Annotated in this window: 20 protein-coding genes; 11 read left to right on the top strand and 9 right to left on the bottom strand. The window is 63.5% G+C overall.

From position 1 onward, the window contains the following. Positions 1–7: 7 nt before the first annotated feature. Together NKH63_RS17830 and NKH63_RS17825 are read right to left on the bottom strand one after the other, a co-directional pair. The gene (locus tag NKH63_RS17830; protein WP_352640212.1) at positions 8–478 is read right to left on the bottom strand and encodes a cyclophilin-like fold protein; all 471 of its coding nucleotides are present in this window, start codon (positions 476–478) and stop codon (positions 8–10) included. Continuing rightward, positions 475–1,665: an MFS transporter gene (locus NKH63_RS17825; protein WP_352640213.1), complete on the bottom strand. Its 1,191-nt coding sequence runs from the start codon at positions 1,663–1,665 to the stop codon at positions 475–477. Before NKH63_RS17825 ends, NKH63_RS17830 begins: the two co-directional genes overlap by 4 nt. A gap of 149 nt (positions 1,666–1,814) precedes the next feature. On the opposite strand from NKH63_RS17825, the gene NKH63_RS17820 reads away from it, so the two are divergent. Then, positions 1,815–2,708 carry a LysR family transcriptional regulator gene (locus tag NKH63_RS17820; protein WP_023720226.1) on the top strand — a complete coding sequence of 298 codons (894 nt, stop codon included), beginning with the start codon at positions 1,815–1,817 and terminating at the stop codon, positions 2,706–2,708. A 274-nt stretch (positions 2,709–2,982) separates the two neighbouring features. Here the strand turns inward: NKH63_RS17820 and NKH63_RS17815 are convergent, their stop codons facing one another. The 6 genes from NKH63_RS17815 to flaF all read right to left on the bottom strand — a co-directional run bounded on the left by NKH63_RS17815 (position 2,983) and on the right by flaF (position 9,120). After that, complete coding sequence (locus NKH63_RS17815) at positions 2,983–3,228, bottom strand: MoaD/ThiS family protein (RefSeq protein WP_023675441.1); 246 nt, start codon at positions 3,226–3,228, stop codon at positions 2,983–2,985. Next, positions 3,228–5,492, bottom strand: coding sequence for a xanthine dehydrogenase family protein molybdopterin-binding subunit (locus NKH63_RS17810; RefSeq protein WP_352787871.1), 2,265 nt, complete (start codon positions 5,490–5,492; stop codon positions 3,228–3,230). The genes NKH63_RS17815 and NKH63_RS17810 overlap by 1 nt, the downstream gene beginning before the upstream one ends. A gap of 2 nt (positions 5,493–5,494) precedes the next feature. After that, the gene (locus NKH63_RS17805) at positions 5,495–5,971 is read right to left on the bottom strand and encodes a (2Fe-2S)-binding protein (RefSeq protein WP_023720228.1); all 477 of its coding nucleotides are present in this window, start codon (positions 5,969–5,971) and stop codon (positions 5,495–5,497) included. Next, positions 5,971–6,831: an FAD binding domain-containing protein gene (locus NKH63_RS17800; RefSeq protein ID WP_352590625.1), complete on the bottom strand. Its 861-nt coding sequence runs from the start codon at positions 6,829–6,831 to the stop codon at positions 5,971–5,973. Before NKH63_RS17800 ends, NKH63_RS17805 begins: the two co-directional genes overlap by 1 nt. Before the next feature lie 137 nt (positions 6,832–6,968). Next, complete coding sequence (locus NKH63_RS17795) at positions 6,969–8,612, bottom strand: MFS transporter (RefSeq protein WP_023720230.1); 1,644 nt, start codon at positions 8,610–8,612, stop codon at positions 6,969–6,971. Between the two features lie 172 nt (positions 8,613–8,784). Further along, positions 8,785–9,120: a flagellar biosynthesis regulator FlaF gene (flaF, locus tag NKH63_RS17790; protein WP_352918294.1), complete on the bottom strand. Its 336-nt coding sequence runs from the start codon at positions 9,118–9,120 to the stop codon at positions 8,785–8,787. A 525-nt stretch (positions 9,121–9,645) separates the two neighbouring features. Here flaF and NKH63_RS17785 point away from each other — a divergent pair. After that, the gene (locus NKH63_RS17785; RefSeq protein ID WP_352918292.1) at positions 9,646–10,833 is read left to right on the top strand and encodes a TMEM43 family protein; all 1,188 of its coding nucleotides are present in this window, start codon (positions 9,646–9,648) and stop codon (positions 10,831–10,833) included. A gap of 21 nt (positions 10,834–10,854) precedes the next feature. Here the strand turns inward: NKH63_RS17785 and NKH63_RS17780 are convergent, their stop codons facing one another. Then, positions 10,855–11,886: a histone deacetylase family protein gene (locus NKH63_RS17780; RefSeq protein ID WP_352918291.1), complete on the bottom strand. Its 1,032-nt coding sequence runs from the start codon at positions 11,884–11,886 to the stop codon at positions 10,855–10,857. Between the two features lie 141 nt (positions 11,887–12,027). Between NKH63_RS17780 and NKH63_RS17775 the strand changes: the two genes are divergently transcribed. The 9 genes from NKH63_RS17775 (at position 12,028) to NKH63_RS17735 (ending at position 24,071) form a co-directional block, all read left to right on the top strand. Continuing rightward, the gene (locus tag NKH63_RS17775; protein ID WP_352918289.1) at positions 12,028–13,695 is read left to right on the top strand and encodes an amidohydrolase; all 1,668 of its coding nucleotides are present in this window, start codon (positions 12,028–12,030) and stop codon (positions 13,693–13,695) included. 139 nt (positions 13,696–13,834) lie between these two features. Beyond that, positions 13,835–14,935 (top strand): ABC transporter ATP-binding protein, encoded by a 1,101-nt coding sequence (locus NKH63_RS17770; protein ID WP_352590638.1) that lies wholly within the window; start codon positions 13,835–13,837, stop codon positions 14,933–14,935. Next, entirely contained in the window at positions 14,935–15,864 is a 930-nt protein-coding gene (locus NKH63_RS17765; protein ID WP_352918287.1) for an ABC transporter permease, read from the top strand. Before NKH63_RS17770 ends, NKH63_RS17765 begins: the two co-directional genes overlap by 1 nt. Next, the gene (locus NKH63_RS17760) at positions 15,857–16,669 is read left to right on the top strand and encodes an ABC transporter permease (protein ID WP_352590644.1); all 813 of its coding nucleotides are present in this window, start codon (positions 15,857–15,859) and stop codon (positions 16,667–16,669) included. The genes NKH63_RS17765 and NKH63_RS17760 overlap by 8 nt, the downstream gene beginning before the upstream one ends. 42 nt (positions 16,670–16,711) lie before the next feature. Continuing rightward, positions 16,712–17,740: an extracellular solute-binding protein gene (locus tag NKH63_RS17755; RefSeq protein WP_352590647.1), complete on the top strand. Its 1,029-nt coding sequence runs from the start codon at positions 16,712–16,714 to the stop codon at positions 17,738–17,740. 62 nt (positions 17,741–17,802) lie between these two features. Continuing rightward, positions 17,803–18,999 (top strand): serine hydrolase domain-containing protein, encoded by a 1,197-nt coding sequence (locus NKH63_RS17750; RefSeq protein WP_352640216.1) that lies wholly within the window; start codon positions 17,803–17,805, stop codon positions 18,997–18,999. 24 nt (positions 19,000–19,023) lie between these two features. Then, entirely contained in the window at positions 19,024–20,205 is a 1,182-nt protein-coding gene (locus NKH63_RS17745; protein ID WP_352918285.1) for a serine hydrolase domain-containing protein, read from the top strand. Between the two features lie 120 nt (positions 20,206–20,325). Beyond that, the gene (locus tag NKH63_RS17740; RefSeq protein ID WP_352918283.1) at positions 20,326–22,638 is read left to right on the top strand and encodes a Tex family protein; all 2,313 of its coding nucleotides are present in this window, start codon (positions 20,326–20,328) and stop codon (positions 22,636–22,638) included. Positions 22,639–22,880: 242 nt separating this feature from the next. After that, a complete protein-coding gene (locus NKH63_RS17735) occupies positions 22,881–24,071 on the top strand; it encodes an acyl-CoA dehydrogenase (RefSeq protein WP_352918281.1) in 1,191 nt (396 codons plus the stop codon). Positions 24,072–24,081 lie beyond the last annotated feature (10 nt).

Genomic DNA, 24,081 nt, shown 5'->3' with positions numbered 1-24,081 from the left:
TGTGTCCTCAAGTGCGTTCGATGCGAAGCGGGAACTCGCCGCGAATGTGCAGGGCCTGCTCGCCCTCGTCGAAGCGGCCGAGCCTGATCAGCCCGGGATGGCGATAGTCGGCGTAGAACATGGCCAGGTTACCCCAGGACGTGAAATAGCAGAGGTCGTAGGGCTGCTCGTTGGCGAACGGACCACTTCCCTTCTCTGTCAGCTTGCGCGGCAGATAGGCGATCTTCTCGTTATGCGCGTAGTCCTCGATCTTGAGATCGAGCGGCAGCATGGAAAAGAAATCGCGCGCCGACGGATTGTCGTAGAGCGTGGCGGTCATGATGTGGCCGTTGAAAATCATCCTGATCTTCATGTTGGTTGACTCATGGCTGACTGGGGCTTCGCCTTCTTGGCTGGCGGCTGCTCGAGGCAGGGCCGCCACCGCGAGCGCGGCGCCGAGCAATGTCCGGCGGTTAAGCGGCGCACGCTCGATGATCATGGCAAAGATCTCCGGGCCATATGCGATGCGGCAAGGGCGGCGAGCGCCGATCCGCAGAGCAGCACTGCACCTAGAGTGAACGCTCCCCACCAGCCGACCGTATCGAAGAGCGTGCCGCCGATCGCGGCGCCGCCGGTGATGGCGAGCTGGATGACTGCCACCTGCAGCCCGCCGCCGGCCTCTGCGTCGTTCGGCAACGTCCGGCTGAGCCACGTGCCCCAGCCAACGGGCGCGGCCGTGCCGAAGAAGCCCCAGGCAACGAGCAGCAGCGCTGTGGGAACGGGGAGGGCACCAAGGGCGATGAGCGCAGCGGCCAAGGCCGCCATGACCAGCGGGATGACGATGAGGATGCTGAACAGACGCGTGGACAAAAGCCGGCCGACGCACCATGTGCCGAGCATCCCCGCCAGCCCCATCGCCAGCAGGATCGCCGAGAGAGCAGCGATGTCGAGCCGGGTGACGCCCTCGAGGAAGGGCCGCAGATAGGTGAAGAGCGCGAACTGGCCCATGAACAGCATCATGATCGACGCCATGCCGATGGCGACGGGAAGACGGCCGAGGAGCGCCAGTGGATTGCCTGAACGCTTCCCCCGGCGCGGGGGCAGCGCCGGCAGGCTTGTCCACTGCCAGGCCAGCGCCAGAAGCCCAAACGGCACGACGAGGAAGAAAGCGCCGCGCCAGCCGACATAGGCGCCAAGAAAACTGCCCAGCGGCGCGGCGATGGTGGCCGCAATGGCATTGCCGGCGTTCAGCATGGCGAGACCCTTCGGAACCATGTCTTGCGGCACGAGGCGCATGACGATCGCGGTCGACATCGACCAGAACCCGCCGATCGCGATGCCGAGCAGCGCCCGGCCGACCATGAGGAACGCGTAGTTCGGCGCGAAGGTGACAGCCAAACCGGACACGATGAGGAGGAGGGTGAAGCCGGTCACGACCAGTCGGCGGTCGATATGGCGCGTGAGGCCGGCGACCAGCAGGCTGGTCACGACGGCGAAAACGCCCGAAATCGAGATCGCCTGTCCCGCGCGGCCCTCGGTGATGCCGAGATCGGCCGCTAGCGGCGACAGCAGGCTGACCGGCATGAATTCCGACGCGATGAGCACGAAAACACACAGCGCCATCGCCAAAACCGCGCCCCATGCGGCGCGGTCACCGACAAGCCTTGTGTCGTACGTCGTTTCCATAATTGGAATCCTTGCAGGGCGACCGGGCGGATCAGCCGCCAACGCCGTCGCGATGCCAGAAGATATTGCAGAGGAACCCATTCTATTAGACTAAGTAATTCGCATGGACTTATCTGCTCATGATATAAATATCCGACGGGAGGTACCCTATGCAGCGCGATGGCATGAAGGATCTGCTATGGTTCGTGGCGGTCGCGCGGGAACGGAGCTTCACCAAGGCGGCGGCCAAGCTCGGAACCTCGCAGTCGACCCTGAGTTCGACAATCAAGGAGCTTGAAGCTCGTCTCGGCGTCCGCCTGCTGACACGTACGACGCGGAGCGTCGCTCCGACCGAGGCCGGCGAGCGACTTTTCCAATCTCTTGTTCCCCGCTTCGAGGAAATCGAAGCGGACCTCGCAAGCCTGGTGGCCTTTCGCGACAAGCCCTCCGGAACGGTCCGTATCACGCTTTCCGACCATGCGCTCCAGACGACCGTCTGGCCGAAGCTGCAGCCCTTGCTCAGCGACTATCCTGACGTGTGCGTCGAACTCTACAGCGACAACGGCATGAAGAACATTGTGGAGGAGCGCTTCGACGCAGGCGTGCGGCTTGGTGAGAGCATCGACAGGGATATGATCGCAGTGCGCATCGGGCCGGATTGGAGGCTCGTGGCCGTGGCTTCGCCGGAGTACTTTTCCCGCCATCCGGTTCCGACCGCACCGCAGGATCTGGTCGATCATGACTGCATTAATATGCGGCAGGCGACGTTCGGCGGATTATATGCCTGGGAATTCGCCAGGGATGGCCGCGACCTTCGTGTGCGCGTGGAAGGCCAGCTCACCTTCAATTCGTCCATTCCCATGATCGAGGCTGCGATAAGCGGTTTCGGGATCGCCTATGTCCCGGAAAACCTCGTCAGCCACCACATCGCCAAGGGATGCCTTAGGCTCGTGCTTGACGACTGGAGTCCGCCATTTGCGGGCTATCACCTCTACTACCCGAGCAGGCGACAGCTCTCGCCTGCGATGGCGGTGATCATTGAGGCGCTCCGCCATCGCATCTGACTCCCAAGACTGTGCCTATGAATCATGAAGCTGACATTGGTAAATGGTAGGTTCTGATCCAAGCCATTTGACTTCTACGCTGCGGGCGGCTGCTTTCGCCTCAAAGCAGACGTGTAGCTCGCTCGCCTCTATGTCTGTGATTGACACAGAAGCAGTCATCGAAAAGGAGCCAAACTCGCCGGCTGAACTGGCCAAGAATTCTCGTGGATAGCCAAGGTTTTTCTCGAGCCTAGGCCAAGTCTTGGTCGTCGATGGTAGGGACACGGTTGTCCAGTTATCCCCCGGCAAGACGCGGCAGCAGGAATATCTCCGCCCCTTCCGGCAGTTCCTTCGACCAGGTGTCGCGATAGATCGTCCCGTCGATGGCGACGGCGATGCCGCGATCGATGTAGGGCTCGAGGCCGGGATACTGTTCAGCCAGCTTCCTGAACAGCTCCCGAATATCCTTCGCCTCGATCTCGACCTTGCTCTTGCCTCCGGCGATCGCGCCGAGCGATCCCCAGAGCGTTACTTCAACCATCAGCCTTCCCGTTCCGCCTCGATCGCCGCCAGGATGCGCGGCGGCGACATCGGTATATGCGCCATGCGCACGCCGACCGCGTTCGAGACTGCATTGGCGATCGCCGCCAGCGGCGGCACGATCGAGGTCTCGCCGACGCCGCGCACCCCGTAGGGATGGTTAGGGTTGGGGATCTCGAGGATCTGTGTGTCGATCATCGGCAGGTCCGAGCAGACCGGGATGCGGTAGTCCAGGAAGCCAGGGTTCTGCAGCCGCCCGTCCTTGCCGTAGATGTACTCTTCGTTGAGCGCCCAGCCGATGCCTTGCGCGGCACCCCCCTGGTACTGCCCCTCGACGTAGGTCGGATGCACCGCCTTGCCGGCGTCCTGAACGACGGTGTAGCGCAGCACCCTGGTGAAGCCGGTCTCCGGATCCACCTCGATATCGCAGATATGGGTGGCGAAGGAGACGCCGGCGCCGTCGGCGACGAGCTCGCTGTGGCCGGCGATCGGTCCGCCCGTCTTTCCGGAAGCGGCCGCGATCTCCTTCAGCGACAGCGCGGCAAGGTTGCCGTACTTCTCGCCCCTAGCGATCGCGTGGCCCTTTTCCCAGACCACGTCGTCGACCGGGATGTCCCACGTCTGCGCGGCGCGATCCCGCAGGATCTTGATGGCGTTGCGAGCGGCGGAGATCGTCGCCATCGAAGACGAGAAGGTGCCGCGGCTGCCGTCCGTCATATCGTTGTAGCCGAGGCTGGAGGTATCGGCGACCACCGCCTTGACCTGCTCATAGGGGATACCGAGCTCCTCTGCCGCCACCAGCGAAAGCGAGGCGCGCGAGCCACCCACGTCAACGGTTCCGACGGCAAGCGAGACCGAACCGTCCATGCCGATGTTGAGGTCGGTGCAGGTCTGGCCACCGAAGTTGAACCAGAAGCCGCAGGCCATGCCGCGGCCCTGGTTCTTGCCGAGCGGCGCCTTCATGTGCGGATGGCTCTTCGCCGCCTCCAGCGTTGGGCCGATGCCGATCGGGCCGTATACCGGGCCGTAGGACGATCTGGTGCCTTCCTGCGCCGCGTTCCTGATCCGGAACTCGACCGGGTCCATGCCGATCTCCTTGGCCAGCTCGTCGACCGCGCTTTCCACCGCAAACGCCGCCATCGGTGCCGACGGCGCGCGATAGGCCGCCGTCTTGGGCCGGTTGACCAGCACTTCGTAGCCGACCGTCCTGACGTTCTCGAGCTTGTAGCAGGCAAAGGCGGTCATGGCGCCGATCTCAGCCCACATGCCGGCATAGGGGCCGCAGGAATAGCGCAGCGTGGCCTCGGCCGCCGTGATCGTGCCGTCCTTACGGGCGCCGATCCTGACGTCGATCGAGGTGGCGCTAGTCGGGCCGGAGGCGCGGAACACCTCGTCGCGCGTCATGACCAGCTTGACCGGCCGGCCGGCTTTGCGCGACAGCGCCAGCGCCACCGGCTCGGCCCAGACATGGGTCTTGCCGCCGAAACCACCGCCGATCTCCGACGAGGTGACGCGCAGCTTCGAGGCCTCCATGCCAAGCAGCTGGGCGCAGTGCTGGCGATAGACGAAATGCCCTTGCGTGCAGACCCAAAGATCGGCGGTGCCGTCGGAGCTGACATTGGCCACGCAGGCATGCGGCTCGATATAACCCTGGTGCGTCTGCTCGGTCTTGAAGGAGCGTTCGACGACGAAATCGGCGTGGCCGAAACCTTCATGGATGTCGCCATGGCCGTACTGGGTGCGCTTGGTGACGTTGGAAGGCTTGACGGGCTTTTGCTCAAGGCCCTCGGTGAAGATGGCGTCGTTGAGCACGGGTGAGGAGTGCTTCATCGCCTCGTCGACGTCGGTGACATGCGGCAGCACCTCGTAGTCGACCTCGATCAGCTTCAGTGCCTGCCTCGCCGTGCGGGCATCGACCGCAGCGACCGCGGCCACAGCATGGCCGTCGTAGAGCGCTTTCTTGCGCGCCATGCAGTTGTCGAGGATGTCGTACATGGCGGCATCGCCGTCGGTGAGGTCGGGCAGGTCGGCCGCGGTGATCACCGCCTTGACGCCGGCGAGCTTCTCCGCCTTCGACGTGTCGATCTTCCTGATCGTGGCATGCGCATGGGGGCTTCTGAGAACGCGCCCGACTAGTTGCCCGGCCATGTTGAAGTCGGCGCCATAGCGTGCGCGGCCCGTCACCTTGTCGACGCCGTCGGGACGGATGGGGCGCGTGCCGACAGAGGTGAAATTGCGTCCGGAGTAACGTGGATCGAAATTCATCGTCATGCTCCCTTCATCACGCTCGCGGCGTCCTGAACGGCACGCACGATCTTGTCATAGCCGGTGCAGCGGCAGAGGTTCCCGGCGAGGCCGAAGCGGATCTCCTCCTCGGTCGGATCGGGGTTCTTGGCCAACAGGTCCTTGGCCGCCATGAGGAAGCCCGGCGTGCAGATGCCGCATTGAAGCGCGGCGTGTTCCAGGAATTTCTGCTGCAGCGGATGCAGCTTGTCGCCATGCGCCATGCCCTCGATGGTTTCGATGCGCCGCCCTTCAGCCTCCGCGCCGAGCACCAGGCACGAGCACACCAGCCGGTCGTCGAGGATGATGCTGCAGGCGCCGCAGTCGCCGGTGCCGCAGCCTTCCTTGGCGCCCGTCAGCCCCAGGCGATCGCGCAGGACATCGAGCAGCGTCTCGTCCGGCTGGCAAAGGTACTCGACATTGTCGCCATTGATTGTCGTTGATACTGCCACACCAGCCATTATTTGCCTCCTGCACGTGCATAGGCGGTCGTGGCGGCCCGCTTGGCCAGCACACCCGCAACTTTCCGTCTGAATTCGATAGTGCCTCGCTTGTCGTCGATCGGACGACAGGCCCCCGAGCAGACCTTGGCGAGCCTTTCCAGCGTGGCTTCGTCCAGCTTGGAGCCGATGAGAACCTCGGCGGCCTCCTCGACCAGAATCACCGTCGGCGCCACGGCGCCCAGCGCCAGGCGGGCGAATTTGACGCGACCTTGCTCATCGAGCATCAGGTTCACGCCGGCGCTTACCACGGCGATGTCCATCTCCGTGCGCGGAATGAAACGCAGATAGGCATCGCCCGAACGCGGCAGACGTTTGTCGAGCAGGATTGCCTCGATGATCTCGCCCTTGGTCAGCGACGTCTTGCCCGGCCCAGTCGGTACCGCTTCCACGGCAATCGTGCGCCTGGCTCCCGGGCCGACGACCACCGCCTTGGCGCCAGCGGCTACCAGCGCCGGCACGCTGTCGGCGGCCGGCGAGGCGTTGCACAGATTGCCGACGATGGTGCAGCGTCCCTGCACCTGCTTCGAGCCGATCAGGTTCGCAGCTTCGACGACGCCGGGCCATGCGTTCTTCAGGGCCTTGCTCTCGCCCAGCACCGCGCAGGGGACCGCCGCGCCGATGCTGAAGCCCTCGGCTGTTTCCCTGATCTCGCCAAGCCCGTCGATCGCCTTGATGTCGACGATCAGGTCGGGTTCGATAAAGCCGCCTTTCATTCTCACCAAGAGGTCGCTGCCTCCGGCAAGGATGGCGGCCGTGCCGGCTGAGCCGGCCAACAGGCCGGCGGCGTCTTCAATTGAAAGCGGACGTATGTAACGCATCGTCTCCCCTTAGTGGTCATAATCACATCAACTGATATAAACCGTCTCTCCACAATGGCCATCCCATTCGTACATTCGCGGATTGGGCCAGGCGTAGCAATTTCATTTGCTCGTCCAACTGGACGCCGCGCCGGCCACTAATGCTCGATCGGTCCCTTCGGCATCACCAGCGCCGTGCCGGCTGTCGTCGGCCGCTCGATCATGCGGCGGACGCGGGGTGGCTCGTTGCCGCTGTGCAGGGCCCTTATGCGCTCGCCGATGACCGCGTCGGCGTAGGTGGCGCGCCTGTTGTGGCGGATATATTCGACCCAGGTTGGCGTGTGGTAGTGCTCGATCCATATCGAGGGATTTTCGAGATCGCGCGCCAATGTCCAGTTGCGGGCGCCGTCACGACGGCGGATGCGGCCCCGTTCGGCCATGGTGGCGAGGAATTCCGGCACGTCCTCGTTGCGGATCACGTATTCGATCATGATGGCGATGGGACCACTGCGCGGCTTGAGATCAAGCGCCAGATGCGGCTCCTGGAAGCGGTTAAGCGGATCGAGGTTGAGCACGGCCTGCTGCGGCAGCGGCAGCAGCAGGCCAATGGCGCCTCCCGCCAGCATCGCGACGCTGGCCGCCATCAGGGCGACTTCGGCGCCATGGGCGTCGGCAACGACGCCCCAGACCCAGCTGCCGAGCGCGATACCGCCGAAGGTTGCGGTCTGGTAGACCGAAAGCACGCGGCCGACCACCCAGCGCGGCGTCGACATCTGCACGGTGACATTGAAGTGCGAAAGCGCTGTCACCCAGCAGGCGCCGCCGACCAGCAAGCCGAGTGAGGTCTGCCAGGCATTCTCGCTGACGGCGGCATTGAAGGCGCAGAGCGCGAAACCGGCGAATGCCATGCGCACCATGGTTTCGCTGGACAGCAGCTGCCGCAGCCTGACGCTGGTCAGCGCGCCGCCGACGGCGCCGATGCCGAAGGCGCCGAGCATGATGCCGTAGCTCAAGGCGTCGCCCTTGACGACGTCGCGCGCGACCAGGGGAAGCAGTGCCAGGACCGCGCCGGCGCTGAAGCCGAAGGCCGAGCTCCTGACCAGCACCTTGCCGATATTGGGCGACATCGCGACGTAGCGCAGGCCAGCGCCCATTGCGGCGCCCAGCGTCTCGCGCGGCAAGGTCGATGCCGGCAGTTCCGGCCTCCAGCGGGCCAGCACGACGATGAGGCCGACATAGCTCAGCGTGTTGACGGCAAAGGCCGCGGCGGCGCCTGCGGCGGCAACGATGATGCCGCCGATCGCCGGGCCGACGCTGCGCGTCAGGTTGAAGCCCATCGAGTTGAGCGCGATCGCCGCCGGCACCTTGGGACGAGGTACCATGTCGCCGACCGAAGCCTGCCAGGACGGGCTGTTGAGCGCGGTGCCACTGTCGATCAGGAAGGTGAAGGCGAGCAGCGTCCACGGCGTCATCAGGTCGAGATAGGTGAAGACGGTGAGAAGAGCCGAGACGGCGAGCATGAAGATCTGCGCGATCAGCATGATTTTGCGCCGGTTGAAACTGTCGGCGATGGCGCCGGCCAGCAACGCGAAGAGCATGATCGGCAAGGTGGTCGAGGCCTGGACCAATGCGACCTGGTAGGACGAGGTGGCGATCGTCGTCATCATCCAGGCGGCACCGACGCCTTGAATCAGGCCGCCGAAATTGGAGACGAGGCTGGCGGACCACACCGCCCGGAAGATGCCGTGCCGGAACGGCGCCAGCGCCGAGGCGCTTTCGCTTTCCGGTGTGTCGTCGTTCATCGATGCTTTCCCGGGCTCAAATGCGTTTGTTCTTGCGATGAATCGGCCCCTCAAGCCATGGATTCAAAAAATAGAACATCACAGCGCAAAGGGCGAACGCATTCTCGAGAAAGATCATGGTCCAACAACAAGATAGCGAGCGCGGAGCCCGTCCGCGCGCGCCATAGCGGGCTCACTGCATGCCGTCCCTGACGATCGCCGCCACTTCGATCAAGCCTTCGAAATTGTCGGTGCGGCCCTGGCGGATGTCTTCGGTTTCGCGCAGCAGCCACAAACCGATCGAGATGAGATTGGCGCGCAGCTCCGTGGGCAGGGCGCTGTCGCCAGAGCGGAGATCTTCGACGAAGGCGGTCCAGACGCGACTGGTGAAATGCAGGGCCTCGGCCGCTTCCAGCGAATCGCGGCCAGCCGCCATCGCCGCCAACAGCATGTCGATCGAACGGCTAAGAAGCTGCCGATGCCTGGCCCCGGCAGCGGTCTGCATTTCGGCTCGGGGGAATTGATACATCGTTGCTGCTCTACCGCTCCGTCGGCGTTGTCAGGTCAGGAAACTCAACAGATCGAGTTGCGAGATTTGATCCAGATGCTGGCATCGCCAGCTGCCGAATACGCATCACTTCACCAGGGACACCACCACGCGACGCCGCGCACAAAATCGCACCTGTTGCAGGGAGCGCGAATCCGGCTCCGGAATGGTTCCGGAACATGAGGTTTTGGTGGTCGCCGCGCCCCCCGAGGAACGGCTGATTCGGCTACAATCTAACCGTAGACGAATCCGACATCAAACGCGATTTGACTGAAACGAATTCCATCGGTCGAGGCGCTCCGAGGGTACATTTTCGAAGCGCCCGTGTGCTTTGCGGCGGTCGGATCCAACTGCAAGTGTGCCGTATCGGCAATTCGTCGATTGCGATAGGCTCCTGTTGTCGGGACGGATGGGGCGTCTGTCTCGGTTTGGCGTAACGCCGGTTGCATGCCACTGCGCGACAGAGCGCGGATTCGTGAAACTGGCTTTGGGGAATTGGGGGAAACAATGGGCGATTCAATTCAGGAAATAACGTCCGTCTCGTGGTTCGGGCGGATCAAGCGCGCGGTCGGCGGGATCGTTTTCGGCTTGCTCTTGATCGTGCTGATGGTGATCGGCCTGTTCTGGAACGAGGGTCGCGCCGTGCAGACGGCGCGTTCGCTGGCCGAGGGATCGGGCGCGGTGATCTCGGTTGGCGCCGATAGCATCGATGCTGGCAATGACGGCAAGCTTGTCCATGTCACCGGGGCGGTGACGGCGAGCGGCGGCCTTGCCGATCCGGACTTTGGCATTTCGGCGCAAGGATTGCGGCTGTCGCGCAGCACCGAGATGTACCAGTGGAAAGAAGAACAGAAATCCGAGACGACGAAGAAGCTTGGTGGCGGCGAGGAGACGGTGACAACCTACAGCTATTCGAAAGTGTGGGACGACAGCCAGATCAACTCGTCGGAGTTCAAGAAGCCGGACGGCCATGAGAATCCGCCGATGGAGATACACAGCAAGAGGTTCCAGATCCCGGACGGCAAGCTCGGTGCCTTCACGCTCGACCGGCCGGTGCTGGACCTGATCGGCGGCGACAAGGAATTTTCACTGTCACCGGACCAGTCGGCTACCATCGATGCCGCCTACACCGGCACCAAGCGGGTCAACATCGTCGACGGAAAGATCTATCTCGGCTTCAACACCACGTCGCCGGCGCTCGGCGACTATCGCATTGGCTACGAGCTGGCGCCGCTCGGCCTGGTCAGCGTCGTCGCGCGCCAGGCAGCGGGCGGGCTCGAACCCTACCAGACAAAGGCCGGCGACCAGTTGCTGATGGTCGACATCGGCAATGTGCCGGCGGAAAAGATGTTCGCCGACGCGGTCAGCCAGAACACGCTTATCACCTGGCTGCTGCGCGCCGCCGGCCTGCTGCTGTTGGCCATCGGCTTTGCCCTGCTGCTCAGCCCGATTGGCGTCGTCCTCGACGTTATTCCTTTGCTCGGCAGCGTGGCGCGGATGGGCACCGGCATCATTGCCTTTTTCCTGGCGATCCTGGTCGGCACGACGACGATGGCGATCGCCTGGTTCTGGTACCGGCCGGTGCTGGCGGCAGGCATCCTGGCCGCCGGCGTCATCGCGGCGGCGGCGGTCTATTATCTTGGCCGCTCGCGCGGGCAGGCCGCACCGCTTGCCACGCCGAGCGCCGCTACATGATTGCAGGCACCGGCGGCACTTCTAGCGGTCCTCGAAGCCGGTCAGCACGCCGACGGCGTTGATGCCGATCTCCTCGACGGCGTAGCCGCCTTCCATGACGAACAGCGTCGGCAGGCCGAGCCTGGCGATGCGGCGGCCGATTCTGGGATAGTTTTCCGTTTTCAGCTTGAACTGGCTGATCGGGTCCTTCTCGAAAGTGTCGACGCCGAGTGAAACCACGACGACGTCAGGAGCATAAGCCGAAAGCCTCGTGCAGGCCTCCTCGAGTGAGGCGTTCCACACGTCCCAGCCGGTGCCGAAGGGCATCGGATAATTGTCGTTGAAGCCTTCGCCGTCGCCCTCGCCGCGTTCGTCGGCATGGCCGAGAAAGAACGGATATTCGGTCATCGGATCGCCATGCAGGTTCAGCACCTGCACGTCGCCGCGGCGATAGAATATCTCCTGGGTGCCGTTGCCGTGGTGATAGTCGATGTCGAGGATCGAAACGCGCCCGGCGCCATGGTCGCGAAACCTTTGCGCGACGACGGCGGCGTTGTTGATGAAGCAATAGCCGCCCATGAAGGCCGCCCCTGCATGGTGCCCCGGCGGGCGGCACAGCGCGAAGGCGGAAGGCTCACCGGCCTTGACCAGCGCGGCGGCTGTCAGCGCGACATCATAGGACGACTTGATAGCGTCCCATGTGCCTTTGACAAAAGTCGCGCCGCCGTCGAAGGAGTAGAAGCCGAGCAACGCATCGATGCCTTTCGGGCGCACGTCGCCGCGCAGGCCGCGCGTCGGCCAGGTGAAGGGAATGGCCGAACCGGTGCGGCCCGACGCTTCCCAGAGCGGCCACACGGTCGGCAGGAAATCGATGTAGTCGCTGGCATGAACCTTCTTGGCGGCGGCGAGGTCGTGACTTTCCGGTGACAGGATCGGACCGAGCTTTTCGCTCTCCACCCGCGCCCTGATGAACTCGGCGCGCGAGGGCTTTTCAAAAGCCGGCACGATGGCGCCGGCGATCAGTTCGACATTGCCGGAATGGCCGGCATGGAGAGGCGAAAAAACAGTCTTCATGAAATCTTTCCGTGGTGAGACGCGGCGACCCTAACCGTCCTGCATGGCCCTTCACAAGGCGCTGGGCCAACCAGCCATGGCTTGCTGGCACGGCAGCCGGTCGTCTAGCCTGCCGGCAGCGCAACCAAACCGTGGGAAATCATGAGTTCAAATGCCGACCTGATCGTCACCAATGCCCGCGTGCTGACCATGGATGAAGGCAATCCGACGGCCGAAGCGGTGGCGATAAAGGACGGCAACATCCTGGCGGTTGGCGATCGCCGGACGATCGAGGCGCTGAAAGGGCCGGCCACGAAGGTCATCGATGCGCAAGGCGGGTCGGTGGTGCCGGGCTTTATCGAAGCGCATATGCATCTTTTCGGCGGCGCGGCCGAACTCGACAATCTGCACCTTCAGGGCGTGCATGGCTTCGATGCGCTGAGCGACGCGATCCGCGCCTACGCGGCGGCACGGCCGAACGCCAAATTGCTGCTGGGGGCCGGCGTCGACTACACTATCCTTTCCAAGGAAGAGCCGGTCACCCGCCATCATCTCGATCGCATCATCGCCGACCGGCCGTTCGCGATGTCGGCTTCCGATCACCACACGATGTGGGCCAACACAAAGGCGCTGGAACTGGCTGGCATCCTGCACGGCAAGCAACTCGGTCCCGGCAACGAGATCGTCATGGGAGCGGATGGCCTGGCGGCGGGCGAATTGCGCGAGGGCGAGGCGTTCGGGCCGATCCTCGAGCTTTCCGGGCAGAACCGCGTGCGGCTCGGCCTTGCGACAGGCGGCGAGCCCGAGCCGTACCCTTCCGCCGCCGAAGTCGCTGCCGATCGCGACCTGATGCATCGCGGGTTGGAATGGTGCGCCCGCCACGGCATCACCTCGATCCAGAACATGGACGGCAATTTTTACCAGCTCGAGCTGCTAGCCGGGCTGGAACAGGAAGGGCGGCTGCTCTGCCGCACCAAGATACCTTTTCATTTCAAGAATTTCATGACGCTCGACGTGCTGGAAAAGGCATCGAGCATGGCCAACTCCTACCGATCGGAATGGCTGTCGTCCGGCATGGTCAAGATGTTTTACGACGGCGTGCTGGAAGGCTGGACCGCGGTCATGGTCGACGACTATGCCGACCGGCCGGGCTGGCGCGGTGAGCCGCTGTTTACGCCCGAGCATTTCGCCGAGGTGGCGCTGGAGGCCGACCGGCGCGGCCTGCAGATCGCCGTGCATTCGATCGGCGACGGCGCGGTGCGCGCGGTTCTCGACGGTTACGAGGCGGCGCAGCGGAAGAACGGCAGGCGCGACAGCCGGCACCGGGTCGAGCACATCGAGGTCACCACTGCCGCCGACGTGCCGCGCTTCGCCGAACTCGGCGTCATCGCCTCGATGCAGCCGCCGCACCCGCCCGGCGCCATGGACTTCCCGCTGGAGCCGACGCTTTCGCGCATCGGCCGCGAAAGATGGCCGCTGAGCTATGCCTGGCGGACACTGAAACAGGCGGGCGCGCATGTCGTCTTCGCTTCCGACTGGCCGGTGTCGCGGGTCGACCCGATCCTGGGCATTCAGGCGGCGGTGCTGCGCAAGCCTTGGGCAGAGGGCGATCCAGACCAGAGCTTCTCGCTGATCGAGGCGCTTGCCGGTTATACGGTCGAAGGTGCCTATGCCGAATTCATGGAGCACCGCAAAGGCCGGCTGAAACCAGGCTATCTGGCCGATCTGGTGGTGCTGTCGGCCGATATCGAGGCAACTGAACCGGGTTTGCTACACAAGGTGCATCCGGTCAGCACCATCTGCGGCGGCAAGATCACTTACCAGGGTTGATGATGACGCTGACGATGGCACGGAGCTTGCATTCTGAACCGAGGTCCAGATGCATGGTTGCCAAGCCGACCGGCATATGCTGACAATCGAATGGGAACTGGATCCGCCATCAAGAGCGGACATGAAAATGGGGTAATGCGTGCCGGATCAGCCGGGTAAGAGTGCAATCGAGGTCCGCGGCGTCCGCAAGGTGTTCGGTACCGGGGACGCCCAAGTCGCCGCTCTCGACACGGTTTCGGTGTCGATCCGCGAGAACGAGTTCTTCACGCTGCTGGGGCCGTCGGGCTGCGGAAAGACGACGCTGCTGCGGCTGATCGCCGGCTTCGATTTTCCCAGCGAAGGCGAAATCCTCCTGCACGGGCACGACATCGCGCCGCTGCCGCCGTTCAAGCGGCCAGTCAACACCGTGTTCCAGTCCTACGCGCTGTTCCCGCACATGACCGTGGCCGAGAATATCGGCTTCGGCCTGGAGATGCTGGGCAAGCCGAAGACCGAAATCAAGGCACGCGTCGCCGAGATGCTGAAGCTGGTCAAGATGGAGGCGCTGAGCGCTCGCCGCACCAGCCAGATCTCCGGCGGCCAGCAACAGCGCGTGGCACTGGCGCGCGCGCTGGCACCGCAGCCAAAAGTGCTGTTGCTCGACGAGCCGTTGTCGGCACTCGACTACAAGCTGCGCAAGGAAATGCAGATCGAACTGAAACGGCTGCAGCACCAGACCGGCATCACCTTCATCTTCGTCACCCACGACCAGGAAGAAGCGCTGACCATGTCGGACCGCATCGCGGTGATGTCGGCCGGCAAGATCCTGCAGGTCGGCACGCCGCGCGATATTTACGACCGGCCGGCCGAGCGCTTCGTTGCCGACTTCATTGGCGAAACCAATTTCCTCAAGGGCACTGTCGTGTCGAAGAAATCCGGTATCGCGATGGTGAAGATCGCCTCCGAAGCGACGGTGGCGGCGGGATTTCCGGAAAACTTCGACCCTTCCGGCGCGGTGACTGTTGTGGTGCGGCCGGAACATGCCGATCTCGTCGCCGATGCCGCCAAGGGCATGGTCTCGGGAACCCTGGCAAATGTCGTCTATTTCGGCACCGACACCCACTATCACGTGAAGCTCGACGGCGGCGACGATTTCATCGTGCGCCACCAGAACAGCCGCTCGGGCGCCGTCTCATTCGAGCCGGGCGCCAAGGTCGGTGTCGTGTTCGAGGACGATGGCGCGCGCATTTTGAGGGATTGATGGCAGTCACGTTTTCCAAGGCGGCGGTATTCGAAGCGGAGGCGGAGAAAGCCACTGCAAGGCGCCACCGCCTGCTTTCGCTACCGGCTTTGGTAATCATCGGCATCTTCGGCGTGCTGCCGCTTCTCATCATCCTCATCTATTCATTTCTCGCCGCAGCACCCTATGGCGGGGTGCAGTGGAAGTTCTCGACAGACGCCTATGTGAACTTCCTGTTCCAGCGCGATATTTTCGACGACACGCTGCAGTTCACGCCGGATTTCCTGATCATCTATTTGCGCTCGTTTCTGTTTGCCGTGGTGACGACGATCATCTGCCTGCTGCTCGGCTTTCCGACCGCCTATTTCATGGCGACGCGACCGCCGGCGCAGCGCAACTGGTGGGTGCTGCTGATGACCATCCCATTCTGGTCGAACCTTCTGGTGCGCACGCTCGCCATCATGTTCATCATCCGCGACGAAGGCCTCATCAACAACGCGCTGATGGCACTGGGGGTGATCGAGAAGCCGATCACCATGCTCTACACCAACTTCGCCATCCAGCTCGGCCTGCTCTATTCGTTCCTGCCGTTCATGGTGCTGCCGCTCTATTCCAGCCTGGAGAAGCTGGATTTCCGGCTGGTCGAGGCCGCCTACGACCTCTACGCGACACGTCGGCAGGTGCTGTGGCGCGTGATCATCCCGCTGTCGCGGCCCGGCATCATCGCCGGCTGCCTGCTGGTCTTCATTCCGGCCCTCGGCGCTTATGTGACGCCGCTGATCCTGGGCGGCGGCATCCATCTGATGATCGGCGATCTCATCGCCCAGCAGTTCGGTTCCGGGCGCAATTGGCCGCTCGGTTGCGCGCAGGCGCTGATCCTGATGGCCGCGGTGCTGGTGGCGCTCTACTTCTATGTCCGCAACACGTCGGGGAAGATGGCGCATGGCTGACCCCCGCAGTGCCGATATCAAGGACCAGCCGGGGTTCCGCTCGATCGCCATCATCTGCCTCTGCGTGCTCTACGCGCCGATCCTGATCCTGATGATCTTTTCGCTGAATACAGGGTCTCTGGTGACGCGTTGGGAGGGCATCGGGTTCGGCTGGTATGGCAGTGCGCTGTTCAACCAGGAATTCCACAACGCCGCCAAGAACACGCTGATCATCTCTGTCACCGCCACGATCGTTTCGACGATCGCCGCGACGCTGGCGGCAATCGGCATGACCCGGGTGAAGCCGTGGCGCGGGCTGTCGGCCGCCTTCATGGTCATCAACCTGCCGCTGATGGTTCCGGAAATCATCACAGCGGTGGCGACGCTCTCTTTCTTTGCGCTGATCGCGGGCACTTTCGGGCTCAATTTCGGCATCGGAAATCTGATCCTCGCCCACACCGTTTTTTGCATTCCATTCGCCTATATGCCGATCCGGGCGCGGCTCGAGGACATGGACCTGACGCTCGAAGCTGCGGCGGCCGACCTCTATGCCACGCCGTGGCATGCTTTCAGGCGCATAACGCTGCCATTGCTGGTTCCCGGCATCCTGTCAGGTGGGGCGCTCGCCTTTATCGTCTCCTTCGACGATTTCACCATCACGCAGCTGGTCGCCGGCCCCGGGCAGACGACGCTGCCCCTCTACATCTGGAACCAGATCAGGCGGCCAATGACGCCGGAGATAAATGCCATCTCCACCATCCTGCTGCTGGTTTCGATCCTGTTCGTCTCAATCTCGTTCCTGATCGCGCGCCGACGCGCCAAGTAAATTATAGGCCAGTGAATCAATGCGAAGGCAAAGGAGAGTGTGATGTCTAGGAAAATGATGGCTGCCGTGTCGACGGCGGCGCTTTTATGGGCGGTGCCTGCGCTCGCCGACGGTGAGCTGCACATCTACAATTGGGGTGACTACACCAACCCGAAGCTGATCGAAAAATTCGAAAAACAGTACAACGTCAAAGTGACGCTGGACGACTACGATTCGAATGAGACGATGCTGTCGAAGGTACGCGCCGGCAATTCCGGCTATGACATCGTCGTCCCTTCCGACTACACCGTGAAGATCATGATCGATGAGGGCCTGCTCGAAAAGACCGAGCCCAATGCGATGCCGAACGGCAAGAACCTCGACCCGCGCTTCGTCGACATCTACTGGGACAATGGCCGTCACTACACCGTCCCGTGGCAATTCGGCACCACTGCGTTCGAAGTCAACACCGACAAATACAAGGGCGACATCGACACGCTGGCGATCCTGTTCGATCCGCCAGACGAGTTGAAGGGCCAGATCAACATGCTCGACGATGTCAACACTGTGATGCATGCGGCCGAGCGCTATGCCGGCGTGCCGCGCTGCGGCGCAGACAAGGCCAATCTGAAGAAGGTCAACGACATACTGATGGCCGCCAAGCCGTCATGGAAGACCTTCAGCTACGACACCATCACCAAGATCACCTCCGGCGACGTGATCGTTACCGAGGCTTGGAATGGCGCAACCTATCGTGCGCGCCAGAAAATCCCGGCGATCAAATATGCCTATCCCAAGGAAGGCATCGAAGGCTGGATGGACAATGTCGCCGTGTTGAAGGGCGCCAAGAATCTCGAAAACGCCAAGCTGTTCCAGGATTTCGTCATGGCTCCGGAAAACGCGGCGCTGATTTCGGAATTCGCCGGCTACGACAACGGCATTGCCGGCAGTCACAAGTTCCTGCCGCCCGATTTCGCCAGCGCGCCGGAAATCAATCCGCCGGCCGATGCACCGGCGGCGGAATTCGTACCGCCTTGCCCACCGGAAGTGGTCGAGATCTACAACAAGATCTGGACCAATTTGCGCAAGTAGCCTTGCTCTAGGATCAGACTGAAGGGAGGCTTCGGCCTCCCTTCCTTGCGCAAGGGGGTTGGATGAAATCTTACCGCAACAGCGAACCGGCGCCGCCGATCATGCAGGGTTCGCCGCCGCAGATGGTTCCGCCGAAGCTCGACTGGGACCGGCCGCCATGGAACCGATGGGCGTTCCAGCATATCCGCGAAATTCTGCCGACCGTCGAAGTCTGGCGCGGCAACGGCCATCGCCACAGGCTGGACCGGGCCGAGGTCGATTTCGATGCGCTGCCGGTGAGCGACAGCACGGGTAAGGCGACGACGCTGGCCGGGCTGCTCGACGAGACCTACACCGACGGGTTCCTCGTGCTCAAGGACGGCAAGGTCGCCTATGAGCGCTACTTCAACGGCATGACCGAGCGCACGCTGCATCTGTCGCAGTCGATGGCGAAGTCGGTCACCGCATCGGTGTTCGGCATACTGGTCGGACGCGGGCTGATCGATCCGGCTTTGCCGGTGACGACCTATCTGCCGGAGCTGGAGGCGACCGGCTGGGCAGGCGCCAGTGTGCAGCATGCGCTCGACATGACGAGCGGGGTGAGCTTTTCCGAGGAATACACCGATCCCTATTCGGACATCGGCCAGGTCGATGTCGCCACCGGCTGGAAGCCGGTGCCGCCGGACAGCGATCCGGCCTTCCGCTGGCCGTCGCACATGTTCGAGCTGATCCTGGGGCTTAAGGAAAAGAGCCGACCGCACGGCGCTGCCTTCGAATACCGCTCGATCGAGACCGACGTGCTTGCCTTCATCATGGAACGGGTGAGCGGCAAGCGCCTGGCGCAGCTGGTCTCGGAAGAGCTCTGGCAAAAGCTCGGCGCGGATGAAAGTGCCTGCTTCACCGTTGACAGCGCCGGTTATGCAGTTGCCGACGGGGGCTTCAACGCCACGCTGCGCGACTATGGCCGCTTCGGCCAGCTGATCCTCGACAATGGCGGCGGCGTCGTGCCGGCCGATTGGATCGAGGCGACGCGCAATGGCAGGCATGGACCGGACTTCAGTCCCAGCCTGCCGGAAGGCAGCTACCGCAACCAGTTCTGGATCGAGGACCCGCGCTCGCGGGCACTGATGTGCCGGGGCGTGTTCGGGCAGCTGATCCATATCGACTGGAACATGAAAATGGTCGTGGTGAAGCTTTCGAGCTATCCGGATTTTACCAACGTCGCCTATTCGGTGGCGACTTTGAAAGCCGTGCACGCGATCGCCGCGGCGCTCGCCTAGAACGCCAAGACCGAAGGAAGCGCCATGACCGGCAAGACCGCGTTCGAAACGAGATATGGCTTTGCCCGAAACCAGGTGCTGCTCGGCAATTGGCGAGAAAGCCCGTTCAGCCGGTGGTCGTTCCAGAATGCCGGCGAGCTGGTGCCGAGCGCTGCCGTGGCGGCAAAGCCGGGCAGCAGCGAGGCGCCGGCGCAGGATTTCGGCGAGCTACTTGGTGAAAAGGTCGCTCTTGCAGGCGGCGCGGAGACTGTCGCAGCTTTTCTCAAGCGCTCCGATACCGACGCGCTGACGATCATGAAAGGCGGCAAATTCGTCGGCGACTGGTTCGCACCGCATATGGAGTTCGGGGCGCGCCACATCGTCTTTTCGATCAGCAAGTCGCTGACCGCGATTGTTGCCGGGATATTGGCAGGCGAGGGGATTTTCGATCCGCAGGCTCCGGTAAGCCGCTATCTGCCCGAAGCTGCCGGCTCGGCCTATGGCGATGCGAGGGTGCGGCACGTGCTCGACATGGGTATCAGCCTCGACTTCGAAGAGGCCTATCTCGATCCGGAAAGCGCCTTCGCCCGCTATCGCCGCGCCATGCTGTGGAATCCAGGCGGGGGCACCGCGAGCCTGGCCACTTTCCTCATGACGCTGCAGGGCCTGGCCGAGCCGCATGGCCGGACGTTCCGCTACCGTTCGCCCAATTCCGACCTGCTCGGCATCCTGCTCGAACGTGCGTCGGGCCGGCGCTTCGCCGATCTGATGCGCGAGAAATTATGGGCGCCGCTCGGCGCTGTCAGCGAAGCTTCGGTAACCGTGGACATGGAAGGCACGGCGCGTACGGCCGGCGGCATTTCGGTGACGCCGCGCGACCTCGCCCGGGTCGGCGAGATGATGCGGCAAGGCGGCATGGCCAATGGCTGCCGTATCGTGCCGGAGAGCTGGGTGCGCGACACGACCGAAACTGGCGGTGACGCCGAGGCTTGGCAACGCGGCACGATGGCGTTCCTGTTTCCGCGTGGCCGCTATCGCAACAAATGGTACCAGACGGGCGCGGCAAGCGGCGCCTTCTGCGGCATCGGCATCCACGGCCAGTGGCTTTACGTCAATCCGAAGGCCGAAATGGTAATCGCAAAGATGTCGTCGCAGCCGGTACCGGTCGACGATCCGCTCGATTTGGATATGATTTCTTTCTTCGAGGCGCTGAGCCGGATGGTCTGATCCGATCCAGACAGCCCGACCTTTCCTGTGGACCTCTCGCCGGGTTGAAAATGGCGCGGTTGGCGCATCGGTGCTCTGCGCCTATGGTCGCGTCTCTTTTCGACAAACAGCAGGATCGACATGGCATCCGACATCAAGCGCATCGCAACCATCATAGCCGCCGAGATCGGCGCCCGGCCCGAACAGGCCGCGGCGGCGATCGGCTTGCTCGACGACGGTGCGACCGTGCCGTTCGTTGCCCGCTACCGCAAGGAGGTCACCGGCGGCCTCGACGACACGCAGTTGCGCGACCTCGCCGAGCGGCTCGCCTATCTGCGCGAGCTCGACGCGCGCCGCGACACCATCGTTGGTTCGATCCGCGAGCAGGGCAAGCTAACGGAAGAGCTTGAGGCAAAGATCGCTGCGGCCATCACAAAGGCCGAGCTCGAAGACATCTACCTGCCTTACAAGCCGAAGCGCCGGACCAAGGCCGAGATCGCACGCGAGCGCGGACTGGGACCGCTGGCGGAAACTATCCTGGCCGATCGTGCGGCCGTGCCGGCCGAGCTGGCGCTGGCCTACATCAGCGAAGACGTGGTCGATACCAAGGCAGCGCTCGAAGGTGCACGCGATATCCTGTCCGAACAGTTCGCCGAGAACGCCGACCTGGTCGGCAAGCTGCGTGCCTACATGAAGGAACGCGCCTTCCTGCGCTCGCGCGTCATCGACGGCAAGCAGGAGGCCGGCGCGAAATTCTCCGACTATTTCGACCATGTCGAGCGCTGGGCCAACGTGCCGAGCCATCGCGCGCTGGCCATGCTGCGTGGCCGCAACGAGGAGGTGCTGTCGCTCGACATCGAGGTCGATGCCGACGATGTGTCACCGGTGAAACCGGTCGAGCGGATGATCGCCGACGCCTACGCCATCGGCCGCCAGTTGCCAGGCGACCGGTGGCTGATGGAGGTCGCCGGCTGGACCTGGCGCATAAAGCTGTCGCTGCACCTGACGCTCGATCTGATGCGGGACTTGCGCGAGCGGGCCGAGGAGGAAGCAATCCATGTCTTCGCCCGCAATCTCAAGGATTTGCTGCTTGCCGCGCCCGCCGGCTCACGGCCGACGATGGGCCTCGATCCGGGCATCCGCACCGGCGTCAAGGTGGCGGTGGTGGACGGCACCGGCAAGCTGCTGGCGACGACAACGGTCTATCCGTTCCCGCCGAAGAACGATGTCCGCGGCACGCAAGCCGAACTGGCCAAGCTCATCCGGCTGCACAAGGTCGAGCTGATTTCGATCGGCAACGGCACTGGCAGCCGCGAGACCGAAAGGCTGGTGGCCGACATGCTGGCTGATATGCCGGCCGGGTCCGGGCCGAAGCCGCTCAACGTGATCGTCAGCGAGGCCGGCGCCTCGGTCTATTCGGCGTCGGCAACGGCGGCGGCGGAATTTCCCGGCCTCGACGTGTCGCTGCGCGGGGCGGTGTCGATCGCGCGGCGCCTGCAGGATCCGCTCGCCGAACTGGTCAAGATCGAGCCGAAGTCGATAGGCGTCGGCCAGTATCAGCACGATGTCGACCAGTACCGGCTCGGCCGCGCGCTGGAAGCGGTGGTCGAGGATGCGGTCAACGCCGTCGGGGTCGATCTCAACACGGCGTCGGCGCCGCTTCTGGCGCGGGTTTCGGGTCTCGGCACATCGCTGGCCGAAGCGATCGTTGCGCATCGCGATGCCTCCGGCCCTTTCGCCAGCCGCCGCGAACTGTTGAAGGTGGCGCGGCTCGGACCCCGCGCGTTCGAGCAATGCGCCGGCTTCCTGCGCATTCCCAATGGTAGCGAACCGCTCGATGCCTCAGCCGTGCATCCGGAGGCCTATGGCGTGGCGAAAAAGATCGTCGCCGCCTGCGGGCGCGACCTCCGCTCGCTGATGGGCGACAGCGCCGCACTCAAGGCGCTCGATCCGCGCGTCTTCGTCGATGAACGCTTCGGCCTGCCGACGGTGCGCGACATCCTGTCGGAGCTGGAAAAGCCCGGCCGCGATCCGCGCCCCGGCTTCAAGACCGCGACCTTTGCCGACGGCATCGACGACATCAAGGATCTGAAGCCCGGCATGCAGCTTGAAGGCACCGTCACCAATGTCGCGGCCTTCGGTGCCTTCGTCGATATCGGCGTGCACCAGGACGGATTGGTGCACGTCTCGCAACTGGCGGATCGGTTCGTCAAGGACGCGCACGAGGTGGTCAGGGCCGGCGACGTGGTCAAGGTGCGCGTCGTCGACGTCGACATCAAGCGCAAGCGCATCGGTCTGTCGATGCGCAAGGACGGCGACAGCGCCGCCCCGAAGCCGCGCGACAATGGCAGCAGGCCGGTACCGCGCGCGCCCGCGCCCCAACGCCAGCCGGAGCGGCCGACGCAGCAGGGCGCGTTCGGCGCCGCTCTGGCCGATGCGTTGAAGCGCAAGTAATTTCGCGAGCCGGGCTGCGCCGCCAGGCCAGAAGGCGGCGCTCGACATAGATGATCCATCACCAATGCTCATGGATCGGCGAAGCTATTTCGTTTGATTTTTTCAGGACGGGAGCCGATAAGCCGCGCGTTTCAAGATTTCTGTTTCGATGCATGTCGTTATCTCCAAGCTGCCGAACACCCTCGGGTCAGGCCCGCGGGCAAGCTTTGGGCGACATGCATGAGTTTGGGAGACCGAGAGCCATGGCCGCCGATAAGAACGCATTCGTCTGGGATGATCCTTTCCTGATTGAGGACCAGCTTTCGGAGGACGAGCGCATGGTGCGCGATGGCGCCGCGGCGTTTGCCGCCGACAAGCTCGCTCCGAAGATCGAGGAAGCCTATCTCGAGGAGAAGACCGACGCCGGGATCTTTCGCGAAATGGGCGAGGCCGGTCTGCTCGGCATCACCATTCCCGAGGAATATGGCGGGCTCGGCGCCAACTACGTCACCTACGGGCTGGTGGCCCGTGAGGTCGAACGCGTCGATTCCGGCTATCGCTCAATGATGAGTGTGCAGTCGTCGCTGGTGATGTATCCGATCCATGCCTATGGCTCGGAAGAACAGCGCAGGAAATACCTGCCGAAGCTGGCGTCGGGCGAATGGATCGGCTGCTTTGGCCTGACCGAGCCGGATGCCGGTTCCGACCCGGGCGGCATGAAGACGCGGGCCGAAAAGACTGCGAGCGGCTACAGGATCTCCGGCTCGAAAATGTGGATTTCCAACGCGCCGATCGCCGACGTGTTCGTCGTCTGGGCAAAATCGGCCGCGCATGACAACGAGATTCGCGGCTTTGTCCTGGAAAAGGGCATGAACGGGCTGTCGGCGCCGAAGATCGGCGGCAAGCTGTCGCTGCGAGCGTCGATCACCGGCGAAGTGGTGATGGAAGGCGTCGAAGTCGGCGAGGACGCGCTGCTGCCCAATGTCTCGGGCTTGAAGGGGCCGTTCGGCTGCCTCAACCGCGCGCGCTACGGCATCTCCTGGGGCGCCATGGGCGCGGCGGAGGATTGCTGGCACCGCGCCCGCCAGTATGGCCTCGACCGCAAGCAGTTCGGCAAGCCGCTGGCCGGCACGCAGCTTTTCCAGAAGAAGCTCGCCGACATGCAGACCGAGATCGCGCTCGGCCTGCAGGGCAGCCTGCGCGTCGGGCGGCTGATGGATGAAGGCAAGATGGCGCCGGAGATGATCTCACTCGTCAAGCGCAACAATTGCGGCAAGGCGCTCGACATCGCCCGCCAGGCCCGCGACATGCATGGCGGCAATGGCATCCAGATCGGCTACCATGTCATGCGCCACGCCCAGAACCTGGAAACGGTCAACACCTATGAGGGCACGCATGATGTGCATGCGCTGATCCTCGGACGGGCGCAGACCGGGTTGCAGGCGTTCTTTTAGCATTGGCAGA

The organism is Mesorhizobium sp. M0960 (assembly GCF_040319055.1).
Lineage (GTDB): Bacteria > Pseudomonadota > Alphaproteobacteria > Rhizobiales > Rhizobiaceae > Mesorhizobium.
This window is presented reverse-complemented; position numbering and strand designations above follow the sequence as displayed.